Annotated in this window: 25 protein-coding genes and 4 tRNA genes; 11 read left to right on the top strand and 18 right to left on the bottom strand. The window is 72.0% G+C overall.

Annotation, left to right across the window (positions count from 1 at the left end; genetic code table 11):
* Positions 1-43: 43 nt before the first annotated feature.
* Positions 44-1,540: a glycosyltransferase family 2 protein gene (locus FIP57_RS18325; protein WP_162529861.1), complete on the top strand. Its 1,497-nt coding sequence runs from the start codon at positions 44-46 to the stop codon at positions 1,538-1,540.
* 9 nt (positions 1,541-1,549) lie between these two features.
* Here the strand turns inward: FIP57_RS18325 and FIP57_RS18320 are convergent, their stop codons facing one another.
* Positions 1,550-2,968, bottom strand: coding sequence for an aminopeptidase P family protein (locus tag FIP57_RS18320; protein WP_238993577.1), 1,419 nt, complete (start codon positions 2,966-2,968; stop codon positions 1,550-1,552).
* An 82-nt stretch (positions 2,969-3,050) separates the two neighbouring features.
* Between FIP57_RS18320 and FIP57_RS18315 the strand changes: the two genes are divergently transcribed.
* Genes FIP57_RS18315 through FIP57_RS18305 form a run of 3 tightly spaced genes read left to right on the top strand, consistent with a single transcriptional unit; the run spans position 3,051 to position 7,602 of the window.
* Positions 3,051-4,274, top strand: a complete 1,224-nt coding sequence (locus FIP57_RS18315) for a PrsW family intramembrane metalloprotease (protein WP_148574969.1) — start codon at positions 3,051-3,053, stop codon at positions 4,272-4,274.
* Positions 4,271-5,971, top strand: coding sequence for a GTPase family protein (locus FIP57_RS18310; protein ID WP_203231336.1), 1,701 nt, complete (start codon positions 4,271-4,273; stop codon positions 5,969-5,971). Before FIP57_RS18315 ends, FIP57_RS18310 begins: the two co-directional genes overlap by 4 nt.
* Positions 5,968-7,602 (top strand): GTPase, encoded by a 1,635-nt coding sequence (locus FIP57_RS18305; protein ID WP_148574968.1) that lies wholly within the window; start codon positions 5,968-5,970, stop codon positions 7,600-7,602. The genes FIP57_RS18310 and FIP57_RS18305 overlap by 4 nt, the downstream gene beginning before the upstream one ends.
* On the opposite strand, the gene FIP57_RS18300 is transcribed toward FIP57_RS18305, so the two are convergent.
* The gene (locus tag FIP57_RS18300; RefSeq protein ID WP_148574967.1) at positions 7,599-9,281 is read right to left on the bottom strand and encodes an acyl-CoA dehydrogenase family protein; all 1,683 of its coding nucleotides are present in this window, start codon (positions 9,279-9,281) and stop codon (positions 7,599-7,601) included. The two genes, FIP57_RS18305 and FIP57_RS18300, sit on opposite strands and share 4 nt — an antisense overlap.
* Before the next feature lie 17 nt (positions 9,282-9,298).
* Here FIP57_RS18300 and FIP57_RS18295 point away from each other — a divergent pair, with 17 nt between their 5' ends.
* The 3 genes from FIP57_RS18295 to FIP57_RS18285 all read left to right on the top strand — a co-directional run bounded on the left by FIP57_RS18295 (position 9,299) and on the right by FIP57_RS18285 (position 11,966).
* Positions 9,299-10,405, top strand: coding sequence for a YihY/virulence factor BrkB family protein (locus FIP57_RS18295; RefSeq protein ID WP_238993576.1), 1,107 nt, complete (start codon positions 9,299-9,301; stop codon positions 10,403-10,405).
* A 98-nt stretch (positions 10,406-10,503) separates the two neighbouring features.
* Positions 10,504-10,839 (top strand): hypothetical protein, encoded by a 336-nt coding sequence (locus tag FIP57_RS18290; protein ID WP_148574966.1) that lies wholly within the window; start codon positions 10,504-10,506, stop codon positions 10,837-10,839.
* Positions 10,840-10,886: 47 nt separating this feature from the next.
* Positions 10,887-11,966: a potassium channel family protein gene (locus tag FIP57_RS18285; protein WP_275266174.1), complete on the top strand. Its 1,080-nt coding sequence runs from the start codon at positions 10,887-10,889 to the stop codon at positions 11,964-11,966.
* Between the two features lie 1,398 nt (positions 11,967-13,364).
* Here the strand turns inward: FIP57_RS18285 and FIP57_RS18280 are convergent.
* The 3 genes from FIP57_RS18280 to FIP57_RS18270 all read right to left on the bottom strand — a co-directional run bounded on the left by FIP57_RS18280 (position 13,365) and on the right by FIP57_RS18270 (position 13,634).
* A tRNA-Val gene (locus FIP57_RS18280) sits at positions 13,365-13,439 on the bottom strand.
* Between the two features lie 10 nt (positions 13,440-13,449).
* Positions 13,450-13,520 (bottom strand) — tRNA-Cys (locus tag FIP57_RS18275).
* Between the two features lie 41 nt (positions 13,521-13,561).
* Positions 13,562-13,634, bottom strand: a tRNA-Gly gene (locus FIP57_RS18270).
* A gap of 144 nt (positions 13,635-13,778) precedes the next feature.
* Here FIP57_RS18270 and FIP57_RS18265 point away from each other — a divergent pair.
* Positions 13,779-14,600 (top strand): aminotransferase class IV, encoded by an 822-nt coding sequence (locus tag FIP57_RS18265; RefSeq protein WP_148574965.1) that lies wholly within the window; start codon positions 13,779-13,781, stop codon positions 14,598-14,600.
* 142 nt (positions 14,601-14,742) lie between these two features.
* Here the strand turns inward: FIP57_RS18265 and FIP57_RS18260 are convergent, their stop codons facing one another.
* Positions 14,743-15,186, bottom strand: coding sequence for an SsgA family sporulation/cell division regulator (locus FIP57_RS18260; protein WP_162529860.1), 444 nt, complete (start codon positions 15,184-15,186; stop codon positions 14,743-14,745).
* Between the two features lie 354 nt (positions 15,187-15,540).
* Here FIP57_RS18260 and FIP57_RS18255 point away from each other — a divergent pair.
* The 3 genes from FIP57_RS18255 to FIP57_RS18245 all read left to right on the top strand — a co-directional run bounded on the left by FIP57_RS18255 (position 15,541) and on the right by FIP57_RS18245 (position 17,065).
* Positions 15,541-15,615 (top strand) — tRNA-Val (locus FIP57_RS18255).
* Positions 15,616-15,719: 104 nt separating this feature from the next.
* Positions 15,720-16,226 (top strand): hypothetical protein, encoded by a 507-nt coding sequence (locus FIP57_RS18250; protein WP_148574963.1) that lies wholly within the window; start codon positions 15,720-15,722, stop codon positions 16,224-16,226.
* Between the two features lie 77 nt (positions 16,227-16,303).
* Positions 16,304-17,065 (top strand): tyrosine-type recombinase/integrase, encoded by a 762-nt coding sequence (locus FIP57_RS18245; protein WP_162529859.1) that lies wholly within the window; start codon positions 16,304-16,306, stop codon positions 17,063-17,065.
* Positions 17,066-17,214: 149 nt separating this feature from the next.
* Here the strand turns inward: FIP57_RS18245 and FIP57_RS18240 are convergent, their stop codons facing one another.
* The 12 genes from FIP57_RS18240 to FIP57_RS18190 all read right to left on the bottom strand — a co-directional run bounded on the left by FIP57_RS18240 (position 17,215) and on the right by FIP57_RS18190 (position 23,996).
* On the bottom strand, positions 17,215-19,911 hold the full coding sequence (locus tag FIP57_RS18240) for a hypothetical protein (protein ID WP_203231335.1): 2,697 nt from the start codon (positions 19,909-19,911) through the stop codon (positions 17,215-17,217).
* Positions 19,912-19,969: 58 nt separating this feature from the next.
* Positions 19,970-20,224 (bottom strand): hypothetical protein, encoded by a 255-nt coding sequence (locus FIP57_RS18235; protein ID WP_148574960.1) that lies wholly within the window; start codon positions 20,222-20,224, stop codon positions 19,970-19,972.
* Positions 20,224-20,403, bottom strand: coding sequence for a hypothetical protein (locus FIP57_RS18230; RefSeq protein WP_148574959.1), 180 nt, complete (start codon positions 20,401-20,403; stop codon positions 20,224-20,226). The genes FIP57_RS18235 and FIP57_RS18230 overlap by 1 nt, the downstream gene beginning before the upstream one ends.
* A gap of 251 nt (positions 20,404-20,654) precedes the next feature.
* Entirely contained in the window at positions 20,655-21,446 is a 792-nt protein-coding gene (locus FIP57_RS18225) for a hypothetical protein (RefSeq protein WP_148574958.1), read from the bottom strand.
* Between the two features lie 11 nt (positions 21,447-21,457).
* Positions 21,458-21,643 carry a hypothetical protein gene (locus FIP57_RS18220; RefSeq protein ID WP_148574957.1) on the bottom strand — a complete coding sequence of 62 codons (186 nt, stop codon included), beginning with the start codon at positions 21,641-21,643 and terminating at the stop codon, positions 21,458-21,460.
* A complete protein-coding gene (locus FIP57_RS18215) occupies positions 21,640-21,864 on the bottom strand; it encodes a hypothetical protein (protein ID WP_148574956.1) in 225 nt (74 codons plus the stop codon). Before FIP57_RS18215 ends, FIP57_RS18220 begins: the two co-directional genes overlap by 4 nt.
* Positions 21,861-22,112 carry a hypothetical protein gene (locus FIP57_RS18210; protein WP_148574955.1) on the bottom strand — a complete coding sequence of 84 codons (252 nt, stop codon included), beginning with the start codon at positions 22,110-22,112 and terminating at the stop codon, positions 21,861-21,863. Before FIP57_RS18210 ends, FIP57_RS18215 begins: the two co-directional genes overlap by 4 nt.
* Positions 22,112-22,294 (bottom strand): hypothetical protein, encoded by a 183-nt coding sequence (locus tag FIP57_RS18205; RefSeq protein ID WP_148574954.1) that lies wholly within the window; start codon positions 22,292-22,294, stop codon positions 22,112-22,114. Before FIP57_RS18205 ends, FIP57_RS18210 begins: the two co-directional genes overlap by 1 nt.
* A complete protein-coding gene (locus tag FIP57_RS18200) occupies positions 22,291-23,322 on the bottom strand; it encodes an AAA family ATPase (protein WP_203231334.1) in 1,032 nt (343 codons plus the stop codon). The genes FIP57_RS18205 and FIP57_RS18200 overlap by 4 nt, the downstream gene beginning before the upstream one ends.
* Entirely contained in the window at positions 23,319-23,588 is a 270-nt protein-coding gene (locus FIP57_RS18195; protein WP_148574953.1) for a hypothetical protein, read from the bottom strand. The genes FIP57_RS18200 and FIP57_RS18195 overlap by 4 nt, the downstream gene beginning before the upstream one ends.
* The gene (locus FIP57_RS24540) at positions 23,585-23,779 is read right to left on the bottom strand and encodes a DUF6011 domain-containing protein (RefSeq protein ID WP_420846705.1); all 195 of its coding nucleotides are present in this window, start codon (positions 23,777-23,779) and stop codon (positions 23,585-23,587) included. The genes FIP57_RS18195 and FIP57_RS24540 overlap by 4 nt, the downstream gene beginning before the upstream one ends.
* Positions 23,769-23,996 (bottom strand): helix-turn-helix transcriptional regulator, encoded by a 228-nt coding sequence (locus FIP57_RS18190; protein WP_203231333.1) that lies wholly within the window; start codon positions 23,994-23,996, stop codon positions 23,769-23,771. The genes FIP57_RS24540 and FIP57_RS18190 overlap by 11 nt, the downstream gene beginning before the upstream one ends.
* Positions 23,997-24,081: the final 85 nt, after the last annotated feature.

Below are 24,081 nucleotides of genomic sequence, written 5' to 3'. Positions count from 1 at the left end.
ACCGTCGGTTGCTAGGGTCGCCGTGCAGCCGGGGGGAGCGACGATGCGGAGTCTCAGGGCCGCGCTCGCGGGAGCCGGCGGACCGTCGCTGAGCGTCGTCGTGCCCCTCCACGACACCGCCGCCTACGTCGAGGAGTGCCTCGACAGCCTCGTCGACCAGGGCGTCGACGACCTCGAGCTGGTGCTCGTCGACGACGCCTCGACCGACGACACCCTCGAGGTCGCGCTGCGTGCGGCACGCGGCCGGTTCGGCGGGGTGGCGCTCCGCTGCGACCACCGGGGCCCCGGTGGGGCGCGGAACCTCGGGGCCGCGCACGCCACGGGCACGTACCTCACCTTCCTGGACTCCGACGACGCGATGCTCCCGGGGGCCTACGGCGAGCTGGTCGCGACCCTGGAGGAGAGCGGCTCGGACCTCGCGACCGGTGCCGCCGTGCGAGGGATGCGGCTCGCGGACGCCGCGGTGCCGGCCTGGATCGCCGCGGTGCACCGGGAGCGGCGGACCAGGGTCCGGCTGGAGGAGTTCCCGGAGGTCACCCGCGACATCCTCACGCCCAGCAAGGTGTTCCGCCGCAGCTTCTGGGAGAGGGCCGGGCTTCGGTTCCCCGAACGGCTGCGCTACGAGGACCAGGTCGGGATGACCGCGGCGTACCTCCGGGCCGCCACGATCGACGTGCTCGAGCGGCCGGCGTACTTCTGGAGGGTGCGGCCGGACGGCACCTCGATCACCCAGGGCCGGTGGCGGCTGGACGACCTGCAGGACCGGGTGGCCACGAAGGTGCTCACGTCGCGCGAGGTCGAGGAGTCCGGCAACGCGGAGGTCGCGCGGGTGTGGCGCACCCACGGTCTGCTCGGCGACCTGCCGGCCTACCTCGAGCAGCTGCCGACCTGCGACGACACCTACTGGGCGCTGCTCCGCAACGGGCTCCGAGCGGTCGCCGACCACGACGTGGTCGCCGGGTGCCACCTGCTCGCGGCGCACCGGCTCACCGCCTCGCTCGTCCTCGACGGGGACCGTGACGCCGCGACCGCGCTGGTGACCCACCTCCGGGAGCACCCCGGTGGCCTCGACGCGGAGGTCGTCGACGGGGAGGTGCGGGCCGTGGTCCCGAGCGTGGTCGGGCCGCACGCGCAGCCGCCCACGGACGTACGCCGGTTGCGCGCCCGCGACCTCGGCTGGGGGGTCGACGTGGTCGGCGTAGACGTCCTGGACGGCATGGTGAGGGTGGCGGGCCGGCCCCGCTCGGGCCGCTTCGCGCGGCTGCCCGACATGGCGCTGGGCTGCGTGCTCGTGGACGACGCCGGCGCCGATGTCGAGCTCCCGGTGCAGGCCGGGGGCGCCCTCCACACCGTCACGCTGGACCCCGCATCGCTGCCCACGGACGGTCCCTGGCTGCTGCGGTTCTCCGCCCGGCTGGGCCACCTCGTGCTGCCGCAGGTCCCCGGCGCGTGGCAGCAGGTGGCCGCCCTCCCCGAGGCGCCGGTCGCGCTGGAGGTGGACGCGCCGGGGCGGCGCGGCCTCACGGTCAGACGCCGCTGAGCCGCGCCCTCACCCGCGCAGCGAGGCCATCCACTCCTCGACGGCGCCCGGCTCGCGGGGCAGGGCCGCCGACAGGTTCCGGGAGCCGTCGGCGGTGACCACGACGTCGTCCTCGATCCGGATCCCGATGCCGCGCATCTCCTCGGGGACGAGCAGGTCGTCCTCCTGGAAGTAGAGCCCGGGCTCCACGGTGAGGACCATCCCCTCCTCGAGGTCGCCGCGCGGGTAGAGCTCCGTGCGTGCGGCGGCGCAGTCGTGCACGTCCATCCCGAGCATGTGGCTGGTGGAGTGCAACGTCCAGCGGGCGTAGACCTTGCTGTCGGGGGAGAGCGCCTCCTCGGCCGACACCGGGAGCAGCCCGAGGTCCTCGAGCCCGTGGGCGAGCACGGCCATCGCGGCCTGGTGGGGAGCCTGGAACGGCGCACCCGGGCGCACCTGCTCGATCCCGGCGGTCTGGGCGGCGAGGACGAGGGAGTACAGGTCGCGCTGGAGCGAGGTGTACGTCCCGGACACGGGGATCGTCCGCGTCACGTCGGCGGTGTAGAGCGTCGTCGCCTCCACCCCCATGTCGAGCAGCAGCAGCTCGCCCGGGGTCACCGGCCCGGTGTTGTCGATCCAGTGCAGCGTCGTGGCGTGCTTGCCGCCGCCGACGATCGAGTCGTAGCCGATGTCGTTGCCCATCGCGCGTGCGCGTCGGAAGAAGGTGCCCTCGATCCACCGCTCGCCGTGCTCCAGGACGCGCGTCCACTCGCGCACCGAGTCCTCGAACCCGAGCGTGGTGATGTCGCAGGCCTCCTGGAGCTGGCCGAGCTCCCAGTCGTCCTTCACCAGCCGGAGCTCGGAGAGAACGGTCGCCAGCTCGGTGTCGCGCGCCTCGTCGGGCGCCACGAGCGCATCGACCCGGGCGTCGACGCCGCGAAGCACGCGGGTCTTGCCGGTGGTCGAGAGCGTCGCCTCGAGCTCGTCGATGTGGCGGCACTCGATGCCGAGGCTGTCCGACATCTCGCGCAGCGACGGCCGGCGGCCCACCCAGAGCTCGCCGTAGACGCGGTCGCGGAAGAACTCGTCGGTGTCGCGCGAGGAGCGCGGCCGGGCGTACAGCACCGCCTCACCCTGGTCGAGCACCAGCACCGCGTCGGAGGTCTGGTTGCCGGTGAGGTGGGTGTGCGCGGTCTCCGGGCGGAACCGGTAGTCCGTGTCGTTGGCCCGGACCTTGAAGGTGCCTGCGGGCACCACGAGCCGCTCGCCGGGGAGCAGCTCGGCGAGCCGCTGGCGGCGGGCGGCGGCCCACGGCGCGACGGGGTGCGGGGGCAGCTCCAGCTCGCGGTCGCCCCAGCCGGTGCGCATGAATTCGGCGTACGCCGGCGGCACCGCCTGGTCGTGGCCTGCGGTGTTCGACTCCTCGGGGGTGATCGGCTTCTCGCTCACCGCTCCACCCTACGACCCGGTGCGGGAACGGGGGCCACCGTCGCGGGGGAGGGTTGTCGGCGGCGGCGGATAGCCTGCAGCCATGACCTGGACCGCTGGAGACGGCCCGGGCCCTGTCCCCGGCGGCCACGCGCTCCCCGTCGTCCCACCCGCCGTGACGCGCAAGCACGGCGTGCGCGGCGCGCTGTTCACCGTCGTCGTCACCGTGGCGCTCGTGGTCGGCGCCGGTGTGGTCGCGCTGGTGCTGCTCGCCTCGGGGCGACCCGACGCGCTGGCGATCGGGCTGCTGCTCGCGGCGCTCCCGGTCGGCCCGCTGGTCGCCTGCTACCTCTGGCTCGACCGCTACGAGCCCGAGCCGGTCCGGCTGCTCCTGGTGGCCGTGCTGTGGGGTGCGCTGGTCGCCACCGCCGCGGGCGTCGTGCTCCAGAGCGCCGACCAGCTGCTCAACGGCAGCGACGCGGTCTGGTCCGCGGTGGTCGTGGCGCCGGTGACCGAGGAAGCCGGCAAGGGGCTCTTCGTGCTGCTGCTCCTCTGGTCGCGGCGCCACGTCATCGACGGCGTCCTCGACGGCCTCGTGTACGCCGGGCTGGTCGGCGTGGGGTTCGCCTTCACCGAGAACATCCTGTACTTCGCCGGCGCCTACACCGGGGGGCCGGACTTCGGGGCCGGCGGGCTCGAGTCGGCGACTGCCCTGTTCGTGCTCCGCGGCGTCTTCAGCCCGTTCGCCCACCCGCTGTTCACCTCGGCGATCGGCATCGGGGTCGGGCTGATGGTGAGCAGCCGCTCGCCCGCGGTGCGGGTGGTCGCGCCGGTGGTGGGGTACGTCGTCGCCGTGGCCCTGCACGCCGCCTGGAACGGGTCGGCCTTCCTCTACGAGGGTGAGTACTTCGTGCTCACCTACCTCTTCGCGATGGTCCCGGGGTTCCTGGTCCTGGTGGGGCTCGCGGCCTGGTTCCGCGTGCGTGAGGGGCGGCTGCTCGCCCGGGCCCTGGCGGACCTCGCCGACCGCGGCTACCTCCCGCGCCAGGAGGTGCACTGGCTGGCCCGGCTCCCCGGCCGACGCGAGGCCCGGGCGAACGCCGCGCTCACCGGCGGACCGGCCGCGGAGCGGTTGGTCCGGGAGTACCAGCAGCAGGCGATCGAGCTCGCCGCGCTGCACAGCCGGGTCCTGCGCGGCACCGCGCCCCCGGACTTCGCGGCGCGCGGGGCGCCGATGGCCGCCCGGCTGGCCGCGCTGCGCGCCCACGTGCTCGTGCTGCGCAGCGCGGGGGACCCGTGGTCCCGGACCTGGGAGGGGTCTCGGTGACCGACGTCCTCGTCGACGCGCTGGAGGAGGTGCGGGGTCGCCTCGCATCGGTCTCGCTCCCCCTGGTGCTGCCGGGCGCCGACCGTGCCCGGGCCGCCCGGACGGAGCTGCTGGGCCAGCTCGACGACTACGTGCTGCCGCGGCTGCACCGGATCGACGCGCCGCTGCTCGCCGTCGTCGGCGGCTCCACCGGCGCGGGCAAGTCGACGTTGGTGAACTCGCTCGTACGTCGACGGGTCAGCGAGCCCGGTGTGCTCCGCCCCACGACGCGCTCCCCGGTGCTGGCCTTCAACCCCGCCGATGCCGGGTGGTTCGACGACGCGCGGATCCTCCCGGGGCTGGCCCGCACCTCGACCGCGTCGCGCGACCCCGGCTCCCTCCAGCTCGTCGCGGTCGACTCGGTGCCGGTCGGGCTCGCCGTCCTGGACGCTCCCGACATCGACTCGGTGGAGGCCCGCAACCGGACGCTCGCCTCCCAGCTGCTCGCCGCGGCCGACCTGTGGCTCTTCGTCACCTCCGCCGCCCGCTACGCCGACCAGGTGCCGTGGGACTTCCTGCACGCGGCGGCGGAGCGGAGCGCCGCGGTGGCGGTGGTGCTCGACCGCATCCCGCTCGGGGCGCGCGAGGAGGTGGCCGGCCACCTCCGGCAGATGCTCGACGAGCGCGGCCTCCCGGGCTCGCCGCTGTTCACGGTCGCGGAGCGGCCGGTCGACCAGGACGGGCTGCTGCCCGGGAGCGCGGTGGCGGAGATCCGCGGCTGGCTCGACGGGCTGGCGGCGGACGCCCAGGCCCGCGCGGCGGTCGTCCGGCAGACCCTGGAGGGCGCCGTCGGCTCCGTCGTGGTGCGCTCCGGAGAGGTCGCGGAGGCGCACGCCGCGCAGCTCGAGACCGTGGCCCGGCTCCGCGCCGACGTGCACCGTGCCTACGAGGAGGCCCGGCGCGACGTCGCCGAGGCCTCGGCCGACGGCACGCTGCTGCGCGGCGAGGTGCTCGCGCGGTGGCAGGAGTTCGTCGGCACCGGCGAGCTGCTGCGCGCCCTGGAGAGCCGGGTGGGCCGCGTCCGCGACCGGGTCTCGGGGTGGTTCCGGGGCCGGCCGCCGCAGGTGGAACGGGTCGCGGTCGCCGTCGAGAGCGGGCTGGAGTCGTTGCTGCTCGAGCACGCCGAGGCGGCCGCGGAGCGCACCTGGCGGTCGTGGTCCTCGGTGGAGGCGGGCGCGCGGTTGCTCGACTCGACGCCGCCGGAGGTGGCGCTGTCGCGTGCGTCGCGCGAGCTGCGGGGCGCGGCGGAGCGCTCGGTCCGTGACTGGCAGAAGGACGTCCTCGAGATGGTGCGGACCGAGGGTGCGGAGAAGCGCACGACCGCCCGGTTCCTCGCCTTCGGGGTCAACGGGCTCTCGGTGGCGCTGATGATCGTCGTCTTCGCCCACACCGCCGGCGTGACCGGCGCCGAGGCCGGGATCGCGGGCGGCAGCGCCGTGCTCGGGCAGAAGCTGCTCGAGGCGGTCTTCGGCGACCAGGCCGTGCGCCGGCTCGCCGAACGGGCCCGGCAGGAGCTCGACGTACGCGTGGGAGAGCTGTACGCCGCCGAGGCCGACCGCTACCTCGTGGTGCTCGCGGGGCTGGGGCTCGAGGAGGCGGCGGGGGAGCGGCTCCGCTCCGCCGCCGCGACCGTCGCCCGGCTGCAGGGGGAGCCGTGACCTCGCTCGTGGACGGCGCCCGCCGCCTGGTGCGCCGGGATCGGCCGACCGTCGCCGAGCGGCTCGCCGCCCTCGGCGCCGCCGCGGAGACGGCACGCGGCCGGCTCGACGACGACCTCGTCGCCCGGGTCGAGGCGGTGGCGCGGCGTGGGGAGGGACGGCTCGCGCTGTCGGGCGACCACACGGTGGTGGCGCTGGCCGGTGCGACCGGCTCGGGCAAGTCGTCGTTGTTCAACGCGGTGACCGGCGACGAGCTGGCGTCGGTCGGGTTCCGCCGTCCGACCACCTCCGTGACCACGGGGGCGGTGCTCGGGCCCGACGACGGCTCCGAGCTCCTCGACTGGCTGGACGTCCGCCGGCGCCACCACGTCGACGGCCCGCCGGAGCTCGACGGGCTCGTGCTCCTCGACCTGCCCGACCACGACTCCACCGAGGTCGAGCACCACCACGAGGTCGACCGGTTGGTCGAGCTGGTCGACGTGCTGGTCTGGGTGGTCGACCCTCAGAAGTACGCCGACGCGGCGCTGCACGAGCGCTACCTCCGCCGGCTCGCCGGCCACCGCGAGGTGATGGTCGTGGTGCTCAACCACGTCGACGAGGTCGCACCGGACCAGCGCGAGGGGTTGCTCGCCGACCTCGACCGGCGGCTCGCCGAGGACGGGCTCGAGGAGATCCCCGTCGTCGCCACCTCGGCCCGGCACCGCGACGGCATCGACGAGCTGCGCGCCCTGCTGGCCCGCAAGGTGCGGGAGAAGAAGGCGGCTGCCGCGCGGCTCGCGGCCGACGTCACCGCGGCGGCGGGCGCGCTGCAGGAGGCCAACGGCGACGTGGACCCGCGCCGCCTGCGTGACCCCGACCGGGGTGCGCTCGTGACCGCGTTCGCCGACGCGGCCGCCGTGCCGACGGTGGTGCGGGCGGTGGAGCGCTCGGTGGCCCGCCGCGGCGGGCAGCACACCGGCTGGCCGTTCGTCGCCTGGCTCGCCCGGCTCCGCCCCGACCCGCTGCGCCGGCTCCACCTCGACGTCGGACCGGCGGGCAAGGAGCTGACCGGGCTCGGCCGTGCCTCCGTGCCCGAGCCGACGCCCGTGCAGCGGGCCCGGGTCGACGGCGCGGTGCGCGAGGTCGCCGAGCAGGTGGGGGCCCCGCTCACGCCTCCGTGGGCCCGGGCGGTCCGCGAGGCCTCCGTCTCGCGGCTCCCCGACGTCGACGACGCCCTCGACCGCGCGGTGGTCGGCACCGACCTGGGCGCCTCCCGGACGCCGGTCTGGTGGCGGGTCGCCCGGCTCCTCCAGCTGCTGCTCGCGCTCGCCGTCGTCGGCGGAGCGGTGTGGCTGGGCGTCCTCGCGGTCATGGGGTACCTCCAGCTCCCGAGGCCGGACACGCCGCGGAGCTCGGGGCTCCCGCTGCCGACGCTGCTCCTCCTCGTCGGGGTCGCCGGTGGCATTGCCCTCGCCGTGGTCGGCCGCGTCGTCAACGGGTGGGTGGCCCGCTCCCGGGCACGGGCCGCGGAGAAGCGGCTGCGGTCCGCGCTGGCGGAGGTCGCCGACGACCTCGTGGTCGCCCCGGTCCGGGCGGAGCTGGCGGCCTACGCCGAGGTGCGCGACCACCTCAGCACTGCACTGTCCCGCTAGCCGTCGAACCGCCCGTCGCGGTCGACCGCCGGGGTCGCCCGGGCCACGATCGCGGGCAGGTCGAGCCCGGTGGGGAGCGTGCCGAGGGTCCCGGCGTACTCACCGCCGAGCCGTGACGCGCAGAACGCGTCCGCGACCTCGGCCGACGCGTGCTGCACCAACAGCGCTCCCTGGAGGCAGACCGCCATCTGCACCGCCAGCCGACGTGCCTGTGACTCGGCGGCGACCGAGTCGGCGAGCGTCTCCAGGGTCGTGGTGATGGCGCGGTCGAGCCGCGGGTCGGCGCCCTGCGCCCGGCCCACCTCGGTGATCCAGGCGTCGAGGACCTCGGGCTCCCGGGACAGCGCCCGGAGCACGTCGAGGGCGTTGACGTTGCCCGACCCCTCCCAGATGGAGTTCAGCGGCGACTCGCGGAAGAGCAGCGGCATCCCGGACTCCTCCACGTAGCCGTTGCCGCCCAGGCACTCCAGGGCCTCGGCCACCATCGTCGGCGTCCGCTTGCAGACCCAGAACTTCGCCAGCGGCAGCGCGATCCTGCGCAGCGCCCGTTCGTGCGCCCGCTCCGTCGCCGGCCGGTCGGGGTCCTCGACCGCGTCCACCGCCGCGGCCAGCCGCATCGCGAGGGCGGTGGCGGCCTCGGACTCGACGGCGAGGTCGGCCACCACGTTCTGCATCAGCGGCTTGTCGACCAGCCGGGAGCCGAACGCGCCGCGGTGCGCCACGTGCCACGACGCCTCGGACAGCGCCTTGCGCATCAACGATGCGGACCCGAGGACGCAGTCGAGCCGGGTCGCCGCGACCATCTCGATGATCGTCCGGACGCCGCGCCCCTCGTCGCCGAGCCGCTGCGCCCAGGTGCCGCGCAGCTCCAGCTCGGAGGAGGCGTTGGAGCGGTTGCCGAGCTTGTCCTTCAGCCGCACGACGTCGAGCCGGTTGCGCGTCCCGTCGGCGAGCACCCGCGGCACCAGGAAGCAGGTGAGCCCCTCCGGTGCCTGGGCGAGCACCAGGAAGACGTCGTTCATCGGTGCGGAGGTGAACCACTTGTGGCCGTGGAGGGTGTACTCCCCGTGCACGTCCGTCGGCCGCGCCTCCGTGAGGTTCGCCCGCACGTCGGAGCCGCCCTGCTTCTCGGTCATCCCCATGCCGGCCAGCGAGCCGAGCTTCTCGCCCGCCGGGCGGAGCCCGAAGTCGTAGACCGTGGACGCCAGCCGCGGGGCCCACTCCTTCGCGACCGCGTCGTCGACCCGCAGCGCCGGCACCGCGGCGTACGTCATCGAGAGCGGGCAGCCGTGGCCCGGCTCGGTCTGCGACCACGCGAAGAACCCGGCCGCCCGCCGCACGTGGGCGTGCGGCTCGTCGGCGGTCCACGGCGCCGCGCCCAGCCCGAACCCGACGCCGCGCTCCATCAGCCAGTGCCACGAGGGGTGGAACCGCACCTCGTCGACGCGGTTGCCGTAGCGGTCGAAGGGGACCAGCACCGGGCCGTTCTCGTTGGCCCGCAGACCGTGCTCGCGGGCCTCGGGCGATCCGGCGAGCTCGCCCAGGGGCGCCAGCCCGCGCGCCACCTCGGCGGAGGCGTGGCGGGTGACGGCCTCGACCAGCGCCACGTCGGTCGTCACGACGTCGTACGGCGTCAGCGGCGGCGCCTGATTCGGCGCTACCCGGGATGCGTCGGTCATGTCGTTACGGTAGTCGCATGGCTGCCGGGACCGATCGAGACGCAGCCGGACCCGCACCCGGTGGGGGACGTCCCGACCTCCTCCGCGCCGCCGCCTCGACGGTCTGGCGGCTCGTGGTGTCCACGGTCGGGACCTGCATGCGCTACCGCGTCACCGGGCTCGCCGCGGAGGCGGCGTTCTTCGCGCTGCTCTCGCTGCCGCCGCTGATCTTCGGGCTGACCGGCTCGATCGGCTACGTCGTCAGGACCTTCACCGACCAGCGCATCGGGGAGTTCCGCGAGGACGTGGTCGACCTCGCGCGGCAGGCGTTCACCGAGGACATCGTCGACACGATCATCGTCCCGACGATGAACGACGTGCTCAGCGGGCCTCGCTACGACGTGATCTCGATCGGGTTCGTGCTGGCGCTCTGGTCGGGGTCGAGGGCGCTCAACGTGTTCGTCGACACCGTGACGATCATGTACGGGCTCGGTGGCCACCGCGGGATCGTGAAGACCCGGGTCCTCTCCTTCTCCCTGTACGTGCTCGGGCTCGTCACCGGCATCGTCGCCCTGCCGCTGGTCGTCGCCGGTCCCGGGCTGGTGGACAAGGCGTTGCCGGAGCGGCTCGACGGGCTCAACGCGCTCTACTGGCCCGCGGTCGTGCTGATCTGCGTCGTCTTCACCGCGACGCTCTACCACGTGTCGGTCCCGGTGCGGACGTCGTGGCGCTACAACCTCCCCGGGGCGGTGCTGACCCTGTTCGTCTGGATCACCGGTTCGGCGGTGCTCCGCTGGTTCCTGACCGCGTCGGCGGGGGAGTCGACCTCGATCTACGGACCGCTCGCCACCCCGATCGCGGTGATGATCTGGCTCTACATCCTGGCGATCGCCGTGCTGATCGGAGCGGCGCTCAACGCGGCCTTCGACGAGGTCTGGCCCGAGGCCGGGGTCGCCCTGGCTCGCATCGAGCTGATGCGTCGGCTCCGCCGCAGCGCGCGCCGTGCCCGGCGTCGGCGCACGACCGCGGCGGCCCCGGCGCTCGAGAGGGACCTGGAGGACGACCTGGACGACCTGGACGACGGGCTCGACGGGCGGATCGACGAGGAGGAGACCGTCGTGCTGCGCCGCGACGTCGCACCCTGACGGGGTTTCGCGACCGACGTCGGCGGGATGCTCGACCAGGAGATCGAGTCAGGAGATCGAGTCGGGAGATCGAGACGTCGGGGGAGAGGAGGACGCTGATGGGCAACGTGACCCTTCCCACCCCGCTCGCCGTGGCCGGCGGCGCGTTGTGCCTGCTCGCGGGGTACGTCGTCGGCGTCGCGCTCGGGGACGGCGCCACCGACCGCTCGACCGCGGAGGTCGACAGCTACGACGTCTCGGACAACGAGCTCTGCCTGACCGGCGAGGCGGTCGAGCAGATGGAGGAGGCCGAGGACGGCATGCTCTGCGGAGAGTGGCGCCGGGGGACCGCGTCGAGCGTTCCGCGTCCCGGCGACGCCTTCACGTTCGTGACGATCACCAACGAGCGCGACGGCGAGCAGGCGGTGTTCATCTACGGCGACGTGGCGCGTTGACGGCCGAGGTCGGACGGCACGGCGCCGCCGGACAGTAGATTGCCCACGTGTCGGACGCAGAAGGACCCACCACGCTGGGGACCGTTCGGTTCCCGCAGGTGGTCAGGTCGCCCTGGTGGGCGCTCACCCGACGGCTGCTGATGGCGCTGGGGGTCCTTTCGCTGACGGTCGCGATCATCTACCTCGACCGGGAGAGCTACCGCGACAACTACGACGAGGTCGTCGACCTCAGCGACGCGATCTACTACACGACCGTCACGCTCAGCACGACCGGGTACGGCGACATCACCCCCGTTACCCAGACGGCCCGGCTGGTCAACGCCTTCGTGATCACGCCGCTGCGGATCGCATTCCTCGTGCTGCTGATCGGCACGACGCTCGAGGTGCTGGCCAGCCAGGGGCGCGAGATGTTCCGGGTGGCCCGATGGAGGAGACAGATGGACAGGCACGTCGTGGTGGTCGGCTACGGCACCAAGGGGCGCAGCGCGATCGACATGCTGATCAACAACGGGCTGAGCCGTGACGACATCGTCGTGGTCGACCCGGACGCCGCGGCGGTCCAGGAGGCGAACAACAACGGGTTGACCGTCGTCGTCGGCGACGCCACCCGCCGTGACGTGCTGCGCCGGGCCGGCGTGGGCCGGGCCCGGCAGGTGATCATCACCACCGACCGCGACGACTCGACGGTGCTGTCGGTGCTCAACGCGCGCCAGGTCAACCGCGACGCCTACATCGTCGCCGCGGTCCGCGAGGGCGACAACGTGTCGCTGGTGCGGCAGAGCGGCGCGGACGCCGTGGTGACCTCCTCCGACGCGGTCGGCCGGCTGCTCGGCCTCTCGGCGGTCAGCCCGGCCCTGGGGTCGGTGATGGAGGACCTGCTCAGCTACGGCGAGGGGCTCGAGGTCGCCGAGCGCGAGCTGCTGGTGCCCGAGGTCGGCAAGCAGCCGCAGCAGCTGCCCGACCAGGTGATCGCGGTGGTGCGGGACAACCAGGTGCACCGCTACTTCGAGCCCGGGGTCACCCAGCTCGCCCGGGGCGACCGGCTGATCGTCGTGCGCCCGGCCCAGGAGCTGCCCTGGGCACCCCGGCCGGGGACCCACGGCGAAGTCACCGCCGAGGACGAGTGAGCGGCGCCGCTCCCGCCGGCTAGAGGAAGATCAGCAGCAGCACGACCGTCAGGACGACGGACACCAGGAGGCTCCCCAGGCAGCCCAGCCGGTTGCTGAAGAACAGGAACACAGGGTCACTCCTCGGTCGGCGCCACGTCGGGGGTTGCGTACCCGCGCGCGGCGGCCACCATGCGGCCCCGACGGCGGCCGCGCCCCGACTCTTGCCGAGGGCCGCCTCCGGGTGGTGTGCTGGATCACAGTGCTCCCGGATTGTCGGGACCAAGGTCATGGGTGGCGCCGCCGCAGCCGGAGGTCCCGGCCCGCTCCGGAGGGGACCAACGTCACCACCTGGGTCCCGCCATGTAAAGACCGCCGCCACGGCTTGGACAAACCGTTCCTCCGTCCAGCAAAGTAGCCGTGGGGTCGGGGGAAGCTTCATCCACGTTGGGGGCCGCCTATGGGGTGGGCGGTCCAACGTGCCTCCCAGGTGAAGTCCGCGCGCCCCCCACGCGATCCCGCTCGCGCGGCGCGCACACCCAGCGCGAGCGGGATCGCGCCTTCTCGTCACGCTCCGGTCTGGACCACCCGGGGGCGATCTTCGGCTTCTCGCCCGCGGCCGTCTGCCGGCTGCTTCAGTAGTCCGCGACGGCCAGGCACCACCCCACCCGGCTTGGCCCGGCGCTCCACGACCACTGTCCTAGGTGTGGTCGGCGAAGCGCACCGGGGCTGACTCCATCGTGTCGGCTCGAGAGCCTCGTCCAGGGCACCCCCAACCCAGGACGGGGCTCTTCCCCTGTCCTGGGGCCGCGCCCGGCCACCGCGCCCGGACGTGCGACGACCCGGGAGGCCGCACACGCCGTCCCGGGTCCTCGCGAAGCCACGCGGGTGCCCTGGCCTCCCAGCCGCGGGCTGGACGGCTCGAGCTCGAAGCCGTCCGGAAGCTGCGTGACTCCCCGCAGGGAAGGCTAGCGGGGAACCACCGCCGGGGCGCAACCCGGGCCGCGTGTCGACGGCAGGAGCACGGCCCCGCTCGCACTCGGTTCGCGCGCCGCGCGAGCGGGGCCGTGTGAGGGGCGCGCATGTCCGCCTGGAGGTAACGCCGAAGCGGCCCCACCCCTGAGGCGCGTCCCGGCACGGCGGACGTCATCCCCACCTCGTCACCCAGTGTGACCGCCCGGGCCCCGAGTGATGCGCAGCCTCGCGAAACCTTTACCGAACATGGGCGGACAACGGGCGAGCCCACGTCGGGCGGAGGGGCGCCGGCGTGGGCTCGAGGAGTCGCCATCCTGCATACCCCCGTTGGTCGTGCTCGGATGCAGGAGGACGGCCACCGGAAAAGTACCCGCGGCCGCCGTCGCGACAAACGCATCGCGGGGAGAGGAACGGTCCTGGACCGGACCGCCTTCGGGTTCGTGCTGGTGGGCGATACTGGGTTTGAACCAGTGACCTCTTCCGTGTCAAGGAAGCGCGCTACCACTGCGCCAATCGCCCGGGACTTGCGAGGTGGAGACGGGATTTGAACCCGTGTAGACGGATTTGCAGTCCGTTGCCTCGCCTCTCGGCCACTCCACCAAGGAGGGGTCAGGTCTCGGAGGAACTGCGACCCTTCTCCGAGCGGACGACGAGGCTCGAACTCGCGACCTCAACCTTGGCAAGGTTGCGCTCTACCAACTGAGCTACGTCCGCCAGCGACGCCGAGCGCGGGTCGCCCCGTGCTGACGTGCGGGGGAAACTGTAGCCCACCGGCTCACGAGGTCCAATTCGGGGCCCCTGGTGTGTTTCGTCGGGCCGTGACGCGGCTCGGAGGGCGGTCCGTCGTACGGTGACGCCATGCGTGCCTGGGTTGACGGCCGGCTGCTGGAGGATCCCCAGGCGCCCGCCGTGGCGGTCACCGATCACGGGTTCACCGTGGGGGACGGGGTCTTCGAGGCGGTGAAGGTCGTCGACGGCCGCCCGTTCGCACTGACCCGCCACCTCGAGCGGCTCGGCCGCTCGGCCCGGGGGCTCGGGCTGCCCGACCCGCCGCTCGACGAGGTGCGTCGCGGCGTGGACGCGGTGCTCGCGGGGGAGCCGCTGGCACTGGGCAGGCTGCGGATCACCTACACCGCCGGCGTCGCCCCGATGGGCTCCGGCCGCGGCGACGCGCCGCCCACCCTCGTGGTCGCGGCGGCACCGATGGCACCGCCGCCGGAGAGCGTGGCGGTGGTCACGGTCCCGTGGCCGCGCAACGAACGAGGTGCGCTGGCCGGGCTCAAGACCACGTCGTACGCCGAGAACGTGGTCGCCCTCGCCTACGCCGCGGAGCGTGGGGGGAGCGAGGCGCTGTTCGCGAACACGGTGGGCGTGCTCTGCGAGGGCACGGGGTCGAACGTCTTCTACGCCGTCGACGGCGAGCTGCGGACGCCGACGTTGGCCTCCGGCTGCCTGGCGGGCGTCACCCGGGCGCTGCTCGTGGAGTGGTGCGACGTGCGCGAGGTGGACGAGCCGGTGGAGGTGCTCGCGGAAGCCGAGGAGCTCTTCCTGGCGAGCACGACCCGCGACGTGCAGCCGGTGAGCTCCTGCGACGGCCGGGCGCTCCCGGCGCCGGGGCCGCTCACGCGCGAGGCGGCCGCGACGTGGCGCCGTCGCGAGGCGGAGGACGTCGACCCTTAGTCGAGGTTCGCAGGGGGCACGACGACGGCCGGCGCCCCTCGAGGGGGCGCCGGCCGTGAAGGTCGGTGTCCGGCTGCGGGGTCTCCCGTCCCCTTCGCCGGACTGCCAGGGTGAGGCTGCGAGCAGCCCGCCTGCAGGTCGCTCAGGCGGCCTCGGCGGCGAAGATCGCGGCGATCGCGGCGTCGACGTCCATGAAGTCCGCCTCGGCGCCCGGGGCGACCGCGGCGGTCATCCGCTCGACGAACGCGGTGATGTCGGCGGTGCGCGCCTGGACGAGCGCCTCACCGTCGGGGGAGCAGAGCTCGATGATGATCACCGGCTCGCCCTCGTTGTCCATGCACGGCCACACGTGGACGTCGCCGTCGCCGGTCGGCTCGTAGAGCCCGGCGATCAGGAGGTCCCGCCCGAACGTCCAGCGCACGTCGCCGGCGATCGTGTTGAAGGTGGCCGACACCGCGAACGGGTCGCGGGGGTCGTACCCCAGCTCGGTCTCGAGCGGCGTCACGCCTCCCGCGGCGTCGACGAGCTCGAGCGTGACGACCTGCTTGATCGCCGCGCCGTGCCGGATGTTGGTCTTGAAGTCCATCGTGCTGTGCCTCTCCCTTGGCATTGACGTCGTAGAGACGGCCTCCCAGTGCCCCTATGACGCTGGTTCAGAATCTTTATCGGGACTTTTTTCCCGGCTCTTGAACCGAGCACATCGTGCCCGGTCACCGGGAGGCTGCACACGGGAAAGACGAAAGTCCTAGCCGAATGAACTGGTCGGACTAGTCACGTCGCGCGCGAGCGGGCGCCGAACGGACAAAGTGGACAGCCAGTCCACAAAAAATCACGGCGAAATCGGACATAACGCCCACTGATGCGGCCGGGAGGGGTGGTCACGACGCCCTCCGGCTGCGTGCCATAATGTGACCCGTCGCAGCCGGTCCGACCGGCGCAGGGGCGATTGGCGCAGTGGTAGCGCGCTTCGTTCACACCGAAGAGGTCACTGGTTCGAACCCAGTATCGCCCACCAGCACGAACCGGCCCCTCACCTGCGGAAACAGCAGATGAGGGGCCGTTGCCTTTCAGCCTCGTGTCCGATACGAGGCCAACGGCTCCCACCGAGGGGAGCAACGCATGACTATCCGCAAGCCCAACTTCGTCCTCGTCGACGAGTGCCCGGACTGGTGCACCATCGACCACAAGCGCACGTCTACCGAGCCCGGCGAGCACATCGGGCAACTGGTGGAGAACACACAGATCATGACGACGCTCTCCACCGACGTCAGCCTGATCGTCGAGGACGGCTCCGACGTCCGGGTCGACCTCTACGTCAGCAACGTCGCCGACCAGGTGACCGCTCAGCTGCCCCTGTCTGAGGCGCGCGACGCGCTGCTCAAGCTCGCGCAGGTCTACCTGACTGCCGCCTACCGGCTCGACATCATCGAGGCCGCCGAGGAGTCGACCACCAGCGACAAGGTCACCTACCGGATCGACTTCGGCCCGGAGTTGCTGCCGCTCGACGCCCAGACGCTGCTCCGGATCTCGACGGCCGAGCACGCACCAGAGGTGGCCGCGGCGCTCGAAGATGGCGACTTTCAGGGCGCAGCGGAGGCGTTCCTGGGGTCGCTGGACAGGCCGTGACGTCACTCATGGAGGAGTCAGGTGGGAACGACTTCCCACCTGACTCGGATGGGCTCGTCGAGGCGTACGGCGACTGGATGCGCGGGCGTGGTCTGAGCGCTGCAACCATCCGCTTCCGCCTACGGGTCGCCAGGAACAGGCTCGCGGCATGGGGCACGTTCGACCAGTCGCCGCAAACGCTGGCCGCCTACCTCGACGAGCACACGGGGTGGACGAAGTGCACCTATGCCGCCTCGCTGCGGGACATCTACCGCTGGCTGGTCGAGACGGGACGCATGGATCACGACCCCACCGCCAAGATCCGGCGACCACGGCAGCCGCGCGACCGGCCGAGGCCGCTCACTCCCGACGAATCATCAAGGGCACTTGAGGCGGCCACCGACGACGTGCGCGCCTACCTGATGCTGGGGCTCCTGGCCGGCCTGCGGGTCCACGAGATCGCCAAGATCCGCGGCGAGGACATTGACGAGCAGCACCTCCGCGTCGTCGGGAAAGGCGGACTACTGGCCACCGTCCCCACCCATCCGCTGCTGTGGGAGCTCGCACAGCAGTACCCCCGCCGCGGATGGTGGTTCCCCTCGTACTACCGGCCCGGCGAGCCGATCCGGCCACACGCGGTCTACAGGCGCACGCACGACCTATTCCAGCGGCTCGGGATCAGCGGTGGGACCCATCGGATGCGTCACACGTACGGAACCCAGCTCGCGCGCTCAGGAACGCAGCTCCGCGTCGTGCAGGAACTGATGCGTCACCAGTCCTTGGCGACGACGGCGCGTTACCTCGAAGTATCCGAGGAGGAGCGCTCCGCGGCGATCCTGGGCCTAATGCCCGGAGCGTGAACGAGAAGTACGCCACCCGTACTTCTCGGCGAGAAGATCACCTCGAGCCCCGCGTCGTCTCCCCCGACGGCGCGGGGCTCGCTCGTGCTCGATGTCGACCATCGGGACATCGAGGTGTCTTGGACATCCCGATCTGATCGGGAACTCCGTCACACGCCCATCAGCGCGACCGCGTCACGCTGCCTCTCCTCGACCGCGCGAGCGACGGCGAAGGGGTCGTAGGTCGGCCCGTTGAAGTTGTTGACCACCGACACGGGGCGCGAGTTGTCGATGTTGGACGTCGAGGTGCCGGAGATCCCGCCGTTGGCGTAGCGGCGACTGAGGCCGAGCCCGAACCACGAGGCGGCTTCGTTGAGAATGGCGATGTTGCGCTCCTCCATCCCGCGCTTGCGGCTGATGTACGCCTCCTCGCCCGTTTCCTGCTCGCCCCACAGGATGTTCGCGCCGCCCCTGACGATCTGAGGGACGCGCGGGTAGTAGCGGCCATCCATGCCGAACCCGCCGTCAGCGAAGGCGCGACCGTAGGAGTGGATGCCGCCGTCGGCGTCGGTATAGACCGGCCCGCCGACGGGTGCCGCGTTCGGCGAGCCGCTGGTGACGTGGCGCGTCTCGCGGATCGTCACGATGCGAGCCGTGGCAAGGAAACCGTCGAGCGCCTGTAGTGCGCTCTTGACCGAGTTGGCGGCGTTGATAGCCGCCTCCTTGCCCTGCACCTCCACCTTCGGCTTGGGCTTCTGGTTGCCCAGGTTCTTGAGCTCGCGGATGACGTCGAGGACCGCCTGCTTGGCCGGCCCGTTCAGCTCGCCCGCCATCTGCTGGAGTTGGCCGACGACGTTGTCGACGAACCGAGCCCGCCGGATGCCCGTCAGGTTCTGGGCTACCTGGATCGCCGACTGTCCGATGGCGTCGAGTCGCTCCTGATTGGCGCGGCCCTTCTCGGTGTTGACGTCGAACGAGCGCCCGGTCTGGTTGAGCCCCTTGCGGAACTCGTCGAGCGCGGCCTCGTAGTTGCGGATCGCCGCGCGCTTGTCGAAGAACCCATTGAGCTGGTTCATGGCGTCGCTGAATGCCGCCACCCGGTCGGCGGCCCGCTGGGCGGCCGAGCTGACCTCCATCATCCCCTCGACGGCGTTGGCCGAGGAGACGTTGACGTTGCTCGTCGAGTCCCCCGCGTTGTCGAGAGCGATCTGGTACTGCTTGAGGTAGCCGCTGAGCTGGCTTGCGCTGTTGCCGCCGCGCTGGGCCGCGGCAACCAGCTCGTCGAAGATTGCCGCTGCCTGCGCGCCTCGTCCCGACTCCACGAGGCCGGCGAGAGCCTCGTCGAGCTGCTCTAGGCGCTGCTTGGCCTCGGTCGTGGCGGTCAGGTCAGAGCCGAACACCTTGTCGATCACGCTGCCCGGGGCGTCGGTGATCCTCGTGATGTTGTTGTCGAGGTCGTCGAGGTCCCTGTTCAGCCCCTCGAGGCCATCGCCCCAGGTGTCTCGGATCGTGCCGACCACCTCCCCGGCCGCCAGGGCGTCGAGGCTGCGCCCGAGCTGCGAGGCGTCGAGGTCGGTGTTGCCGAGATTGTCGATCGCGGCGTCGAGGAGGCTGATCCCCTCGATGGCGCCGAAGATCGCGAGCCCGGCCCCGATGCCCGAGAGCGCGCGGCTCGCGTTGTTCGCGGAGGTTGTGAGCGCCGTCGCGGACTGCCGGGCCCGGTCCTGCGCCGAGGTCACCTCGGTCAGACCGGAGATCGCGCCGGTCATCTTCTGCCCGAAGGCTGAGGCGGCAACCGCCTTGTAGGACTCCACGGCCCGGGTCAGCACGCCCCACGCCAGGACACCGGCCATGATCGGGCCGCCGAGGTCGGAGTCGGCGATCGTGGCGACAACGTTGGCGATCGCCTCGAGCCCGGCGAGCACGGGGCCGCCAAGAGGGGCGGCCGCCTGTCCGATCTGGACGAAGGCGTTGGCGATCGACGCGAACGTCTCGGCCACCTGCGGCCCCGTCTCGCGGACGTAGTCGACGAACTCCTGGAAGCCCTCGGTCTGCGAGAGGCCGGCCGCCCACTGGTCGAAGCTGCGGGAGGCGTCGAGCATCCAGTTGGAGAAGTCGTTGTTGAGCGGCGTGAAGGCCATCCACAACTCGGCGAGCCCGTGGGTGAGGTTCCCGATCGTCTGACCGAGCGCGGTGAGCGTGCGGGGCGCCTCGGTCGCGAGGAACTCGAAGAACTCCGTCCAGCGCTCGGAAGCGAGGTCGGCGCCCGCATCGGCTGCGAGCTCGCCGGCCGCGGAGGCGATGTTGTGGAAGATCGCCGTGACTTCGTCGCCGCGCGTCTCGAGGGAGTCGAACATCGCGATGATCCCGGGGAACGCGCCCTCTGCCGAGGCGTCGCGGAGCGCCTGCATCGCGGGGCGGAGCTCCTGCAGGCGGGTCACGAGATCCTGCGCGGCCGGGGAGAGCTGCTGCATGGCCTCTCGCGCCTTCTCGAGGTTCTCGGCCGTCGGGTTGATCGACGCCTCGTTGACCGCCTCGAGCGCGTCCCCGACGCCCTGGAAGGCCAGGACGAGGGAACCGCCCGCCAGAGCGGCGACACCGAGCTGGTTGGCGAGCCCGGTCACCGCCGGGATCCCAACCGCGCCGATCGGCAGGAGCCCGGGCCCGAGCGCGGCCGCGGCCTGCGCCATGAAGCGGAGCCGGCCCGTGAGCTGGTTGATGCTCCGGTCAGCGGTGTTCGCCGAACGGGCGATCGTGTCGGTGTCCCGGGCGATGTTCTGCGTCGACCGCGCCACGCGCACCGACTGACCGGACAGGCTGCTCAGCTCGCGGTTGAGGAGCGCGGCGGCGGCTGCTGCCTTCGCCATGCCGCTGCTGAAATCGTCCTGCAAGCTGAGGCGGACAGCTTCGCTGCGCACTCCCATGTCATGCCACCTTCCTGGTTGCGGCCAACGCATCGGCCGTGGTCACGATCTGGCCCAGCGCGCCGACCATCTCGGCCGCCGGGATCTGGTCATCTGGTCCTGCGACCGCCCACTCGAGGACGAGAGCGGCGAAGAACCGCCGTGCCTCGGCCTTCTCGGTCGCGCTCATGCCGGCGGCGAGTCGGGCGATGCGGTGGAGCTGGTCGAGGATCGGCTCGGGGTAGTGGCTGAGCGCCTCGAGCGGGTCGTTGCTCATCAGATGGCCTCCGGGTCGAAGGGCTCGTCGTCGAGGGCCTTGGGCTCCGACGCTTCGCGCAGGTCTAGCGACTCGATCTCGGCCTGGATCTCCTTGAGGCGGAGGGTGAGGGGCGAGAGGTCGCGCGGTTGGGTCCGCTCGTCGTGGAAGGCGGCCCAGAGCTTGTCGCGCAGGGCCACGAGAAGCGCCCGCCGATCGCCGCTATCTACGGCCCTGGTGACGCTGTGGAGGGGCGTGACGCCATCCTCGGAGCCAGCGGTTTTGGCTAGAGGGAGACAACGACCAAGTCCAGCGGTTCTCTCGGGACCCACCCCGAGGGAAGGGTCCCCCGGGTCCTGAACTGCGGTCACGGGCTCTGTGTGTGTAAGCGACCTAGTAGCCGCGGTGCCGATCTGGGACTCGATCGGGGACCCGCCCCCGCCCTGCCTCGTCACGCGAGCACCTTGCCGATCCCGTGGACGCGGCGGAACGCCTCGCGGGGCGCGTCTGCGATGCGAACCTGCCGTGCTTCCCGCTCGTCGCTCAGGCGCTGGCTCCGCTCGCGGATCGTCGTGGCGTCGGCGAGGTCGATCACGGCACCTGCTCGGACGATGGCCCATGCGTCAGCCTTGCGTCCCACCTTCTCGAACGTGGCGAGGTTGAGGTCGGCCAGCCGCAGCGCCGGCTCGACGGTGGTCGAGGCAAACCTGGTCAGGTTTGCCAGCGCGACCCATGCCCCGTCGATCTTGCGCAGCAGCGTCAGCGCGTCGCGTGCCTCGGCCCAGCGGCGGGCGGCCTCGGGGCCGAGCTTGAGCACCACCTCGGACTCTCCGAGGTCGTGGTCGCCGATGATCGCGTGAGCGTCGGTTAGCGTCTCGCCTGCGGTGCGCGCGGCCTTCGAGAGGGCGCCGAGAATGGTGTCGGCGTGCGCCCGCATGGCGGCCACGACGCGGCGCTCGCCGGCCGTTCCGAGGCCGTAGGTCACGTTCCGGCCGGTCACGCCTCCGAGGGCCTGGGCGGTCACGAGCCGTTGCACCTCGTCGTCAGTGAGCGGGTCGCGGTCCTCGAGGATGCAGGCAGCGATGGCGTCGGCGATCTGCTCTCCGGTGACCGAGGGGATCGGGTTGGCGTGCGCGAGCTTGTCGGCGTCAGTGAGCGCGGTCGTGACGGGCTTGGGCAGCGTGGCGCCGATAGCGGTGAACGCCTGACGGATCATGCCGATGTGGGCGGTGGTGAGACTCATTGGTTTCTCCTTCAGAGCTGGTGGTGGGCGCGCTCGAACAGCGCGGTGACGTAGGTGCGCATCGGGTCGTCGTTGGTCGGGGGGGTGTTGCCCTCGCGTGGCGAGTAGTTGCCGGTGGGGGTGGGCGCCTCCTCGGCGGGTTCGGTGTCGCGCCCGAACAGGCGGCGGGCGAGGTCACGCATCGGGTCGTCGCTCATGCGGCGGTGTCTCCTTCGGTGTCGAGGACCATCACGACGCAGGAGGCGAACGCCTCCTGCAGCGCGGCGGCGGTGACGAACAGGACGTCGGGTGTTCCGACTACCTCGAGCCAGTGCTGGAAGATCGCCTCGAGGGCGTCCTCATCGCCGGCCGCGTGTGAGAGCTCGACGAGGAGGTCGGAGCCGAGAGCGCGGATCGCCTCGACACTGAGGGCGCTCATGCCGCGCTCCCCTCAGGCGCGACGCCGAAGGATCCGCAGTCCTGGCAGCGGGCCATGACGTCGCCGAACTTGCCGCGGTAGGTGATGACCCGCGGCGCCTTGCACGTCGAGCGGTGGGCGATGACTGCGGTGTCGATGGTCGGTTGGGGCGGTCGGCGCTTCGCCATCTGCTCGGCGAGGTGGCGCAACGCGGCGCCATCGTTGCCAGTGGGGCGGCGGCGGCCGTCGGAGTAGTTGCGTCGGGGCATCAGGCTGTCCTCCCGTTGAGGTAGGGGCATGTGGGGTCGTGGTGAACGGTTAGCACGTAGAGCCCGTCGGCGCAGCGGCTCATCTCCTGGTAGGCGTCGCAGTCGTCGCAGCCCCCGGGCAGGCGCCGGCAGGTCATCGCATTGAGCATCGAAGGGATGCGGGGGGCGGGTCGGTCGTTCATGCCGACTCCTCCCAGATAGGGGTGTCCCTCGCGTCCCCGCCGTCCCCGTCCCCGTACTTCTCAGGGACACCAGGGACAGGGGGGACAGATAGAGAGGGGGTGAAGTACGTTCCGCCTCCGTCGGTGTCGAGCTGGTCGTCGTCGAACATGCGCTTGCAGGTCTTCTTGGCGGTTTCGTAGTTGAGCGCCAGCGCATCGGCGATCTGCCGAGGCGTTCCTGAGCCGACGACGCGGAGGTGGTCGAGGATGGCGCGTCGGGTGTCGCCGAGGCTGTAGTCGGACGCGGGTCCGTCGAGCATCTGCCAGGCGCCGAGCCGCGGGTCGAAGTCGAGCGCGTACTCGGCTTCCTCGACGTCTCGGCCGGTGACGTGGAGCTCGGCGGCTGCCTTGCCTCGGCTGCGCTTGAGGACCAGGACGGCGTCTGCGGATCCGGCGAGGCCGTTGGTCCCCGAGACGGCGTCGAGGAAGTCCTCGGAGGCTGCCTTGCGGGTGTGGTGCACGACGAGGATGGCGACCCCGTAGCGGTCTGCGAGCCGCTTGAGAGCCCCCATCGCGAGGTAGTCCGCGTCGTAGCTGCTCATGTTGGCCGGCGCCGAGCCGCGCACCCGAGCGAAGACGTCGACGACGACGAGGCGGGCGTCCGGGTGGGTTTCGAGCCATGCCGAGATCCGCTCCGTCCCGCCTGCTGGCAGAGGTTCACAGTGCACGGCGAAGGTCAGACGGTCCGGGGCGACTGAGCCGCTCAGAACCTTGCCCAGGCGGCTCTGCAGCCGTCGCGGGTTGTCCTCGAGCGCCAGATAGAGCACGTCGCCGCAATCGACATCGACGCGGCCGAGCGCCTTCCCGCCGAGGGCTACGGCCGTCGAGATGTTCAGCGAGAGCCAGCTCTTGCCGATCTTCGGGGCGCCAGCCAGGAGCGTGACCCCCTCGGCGACGACGCCAGGGACCGCCCAGCGTGGCTCAGGGAACCGCATGGACATGATCTCGGCGGCCGTCCAGGCGGTGCGCGGGAGAGTCTGCTCAATCACGCGACCACCTCGAGTCCGTTCCGCAGCGCCTCGACCCACAGAGCAACCGCGCGAGCGTGGCCGCTGACCTCGATCGCGACGTGGCGCCCGTACTCCCAGACCACCTGGAGGACGTCCCAGTTGACCGCGAGAGGGCCAACGTGGACGACAACGCGGGCGCCCTCCGGGGACTCGACAAGAGCGCGATAGACGCGCATCCGTGCCTTGTCTTCGGCGACGTCGGTCAGGTCCACGAAGACGCTTCCGCTGATCCAAGGGGCGCTCATGCGGCCACTACCTCGGCCGCTTCGGCGCGTCGGCAGATTGGACCGGTGCCCAATCGGATCGACACCGCGGCGTGGAGCGGATGACCGCAGCGCCGGCAACGCCTTAGACTGGTGTCGTCGCCGTCAGAGATGACATGGGAGCCCGTTCCGTTCGCCGCGGGGCGGGCTCTGTCGTTGCTATCAACTCGCACGCTGGCCTCCCGCGGTGGGGACGGGCCGCAGCAGACGGTCCTCGAGCTCGTTGAGGTCAACGCGCAGGAGGCGGGGGCCGGTGCGATATCCGGTGATGGTGCCGTCGGCAATGCGACGGCGGATGGTCTTGGTCGAGACGCCGAGGTAGTCGGCGGCGTGTTCGATCGACTCGAGTCGACGGGCAGCCCGGTTGGGCATCCGTGTGGCTGTGGCCATGCGCTCTAACTCCAGGAGGGGTCGCGGAACTCCCCCACCTGTGGAGCGGGCCTTGCGGGCTGCTGAATGTCACCCGGTCAGCGCC

The sequence above is a fragment of the Nocardioides caldifontis genome, assembly GCF_008087345.1.
Classification (GTDB): domain Bacteria; phylum Actinomycetota; class Actinomycetes; order Propionibacteriales; family Nocardioidaceae; genus Marmoricola_A; species Marmoricola_A caldifontis.
This window is presented reverse-complemented; position numbering and strand designations above follow the sequence as displayed.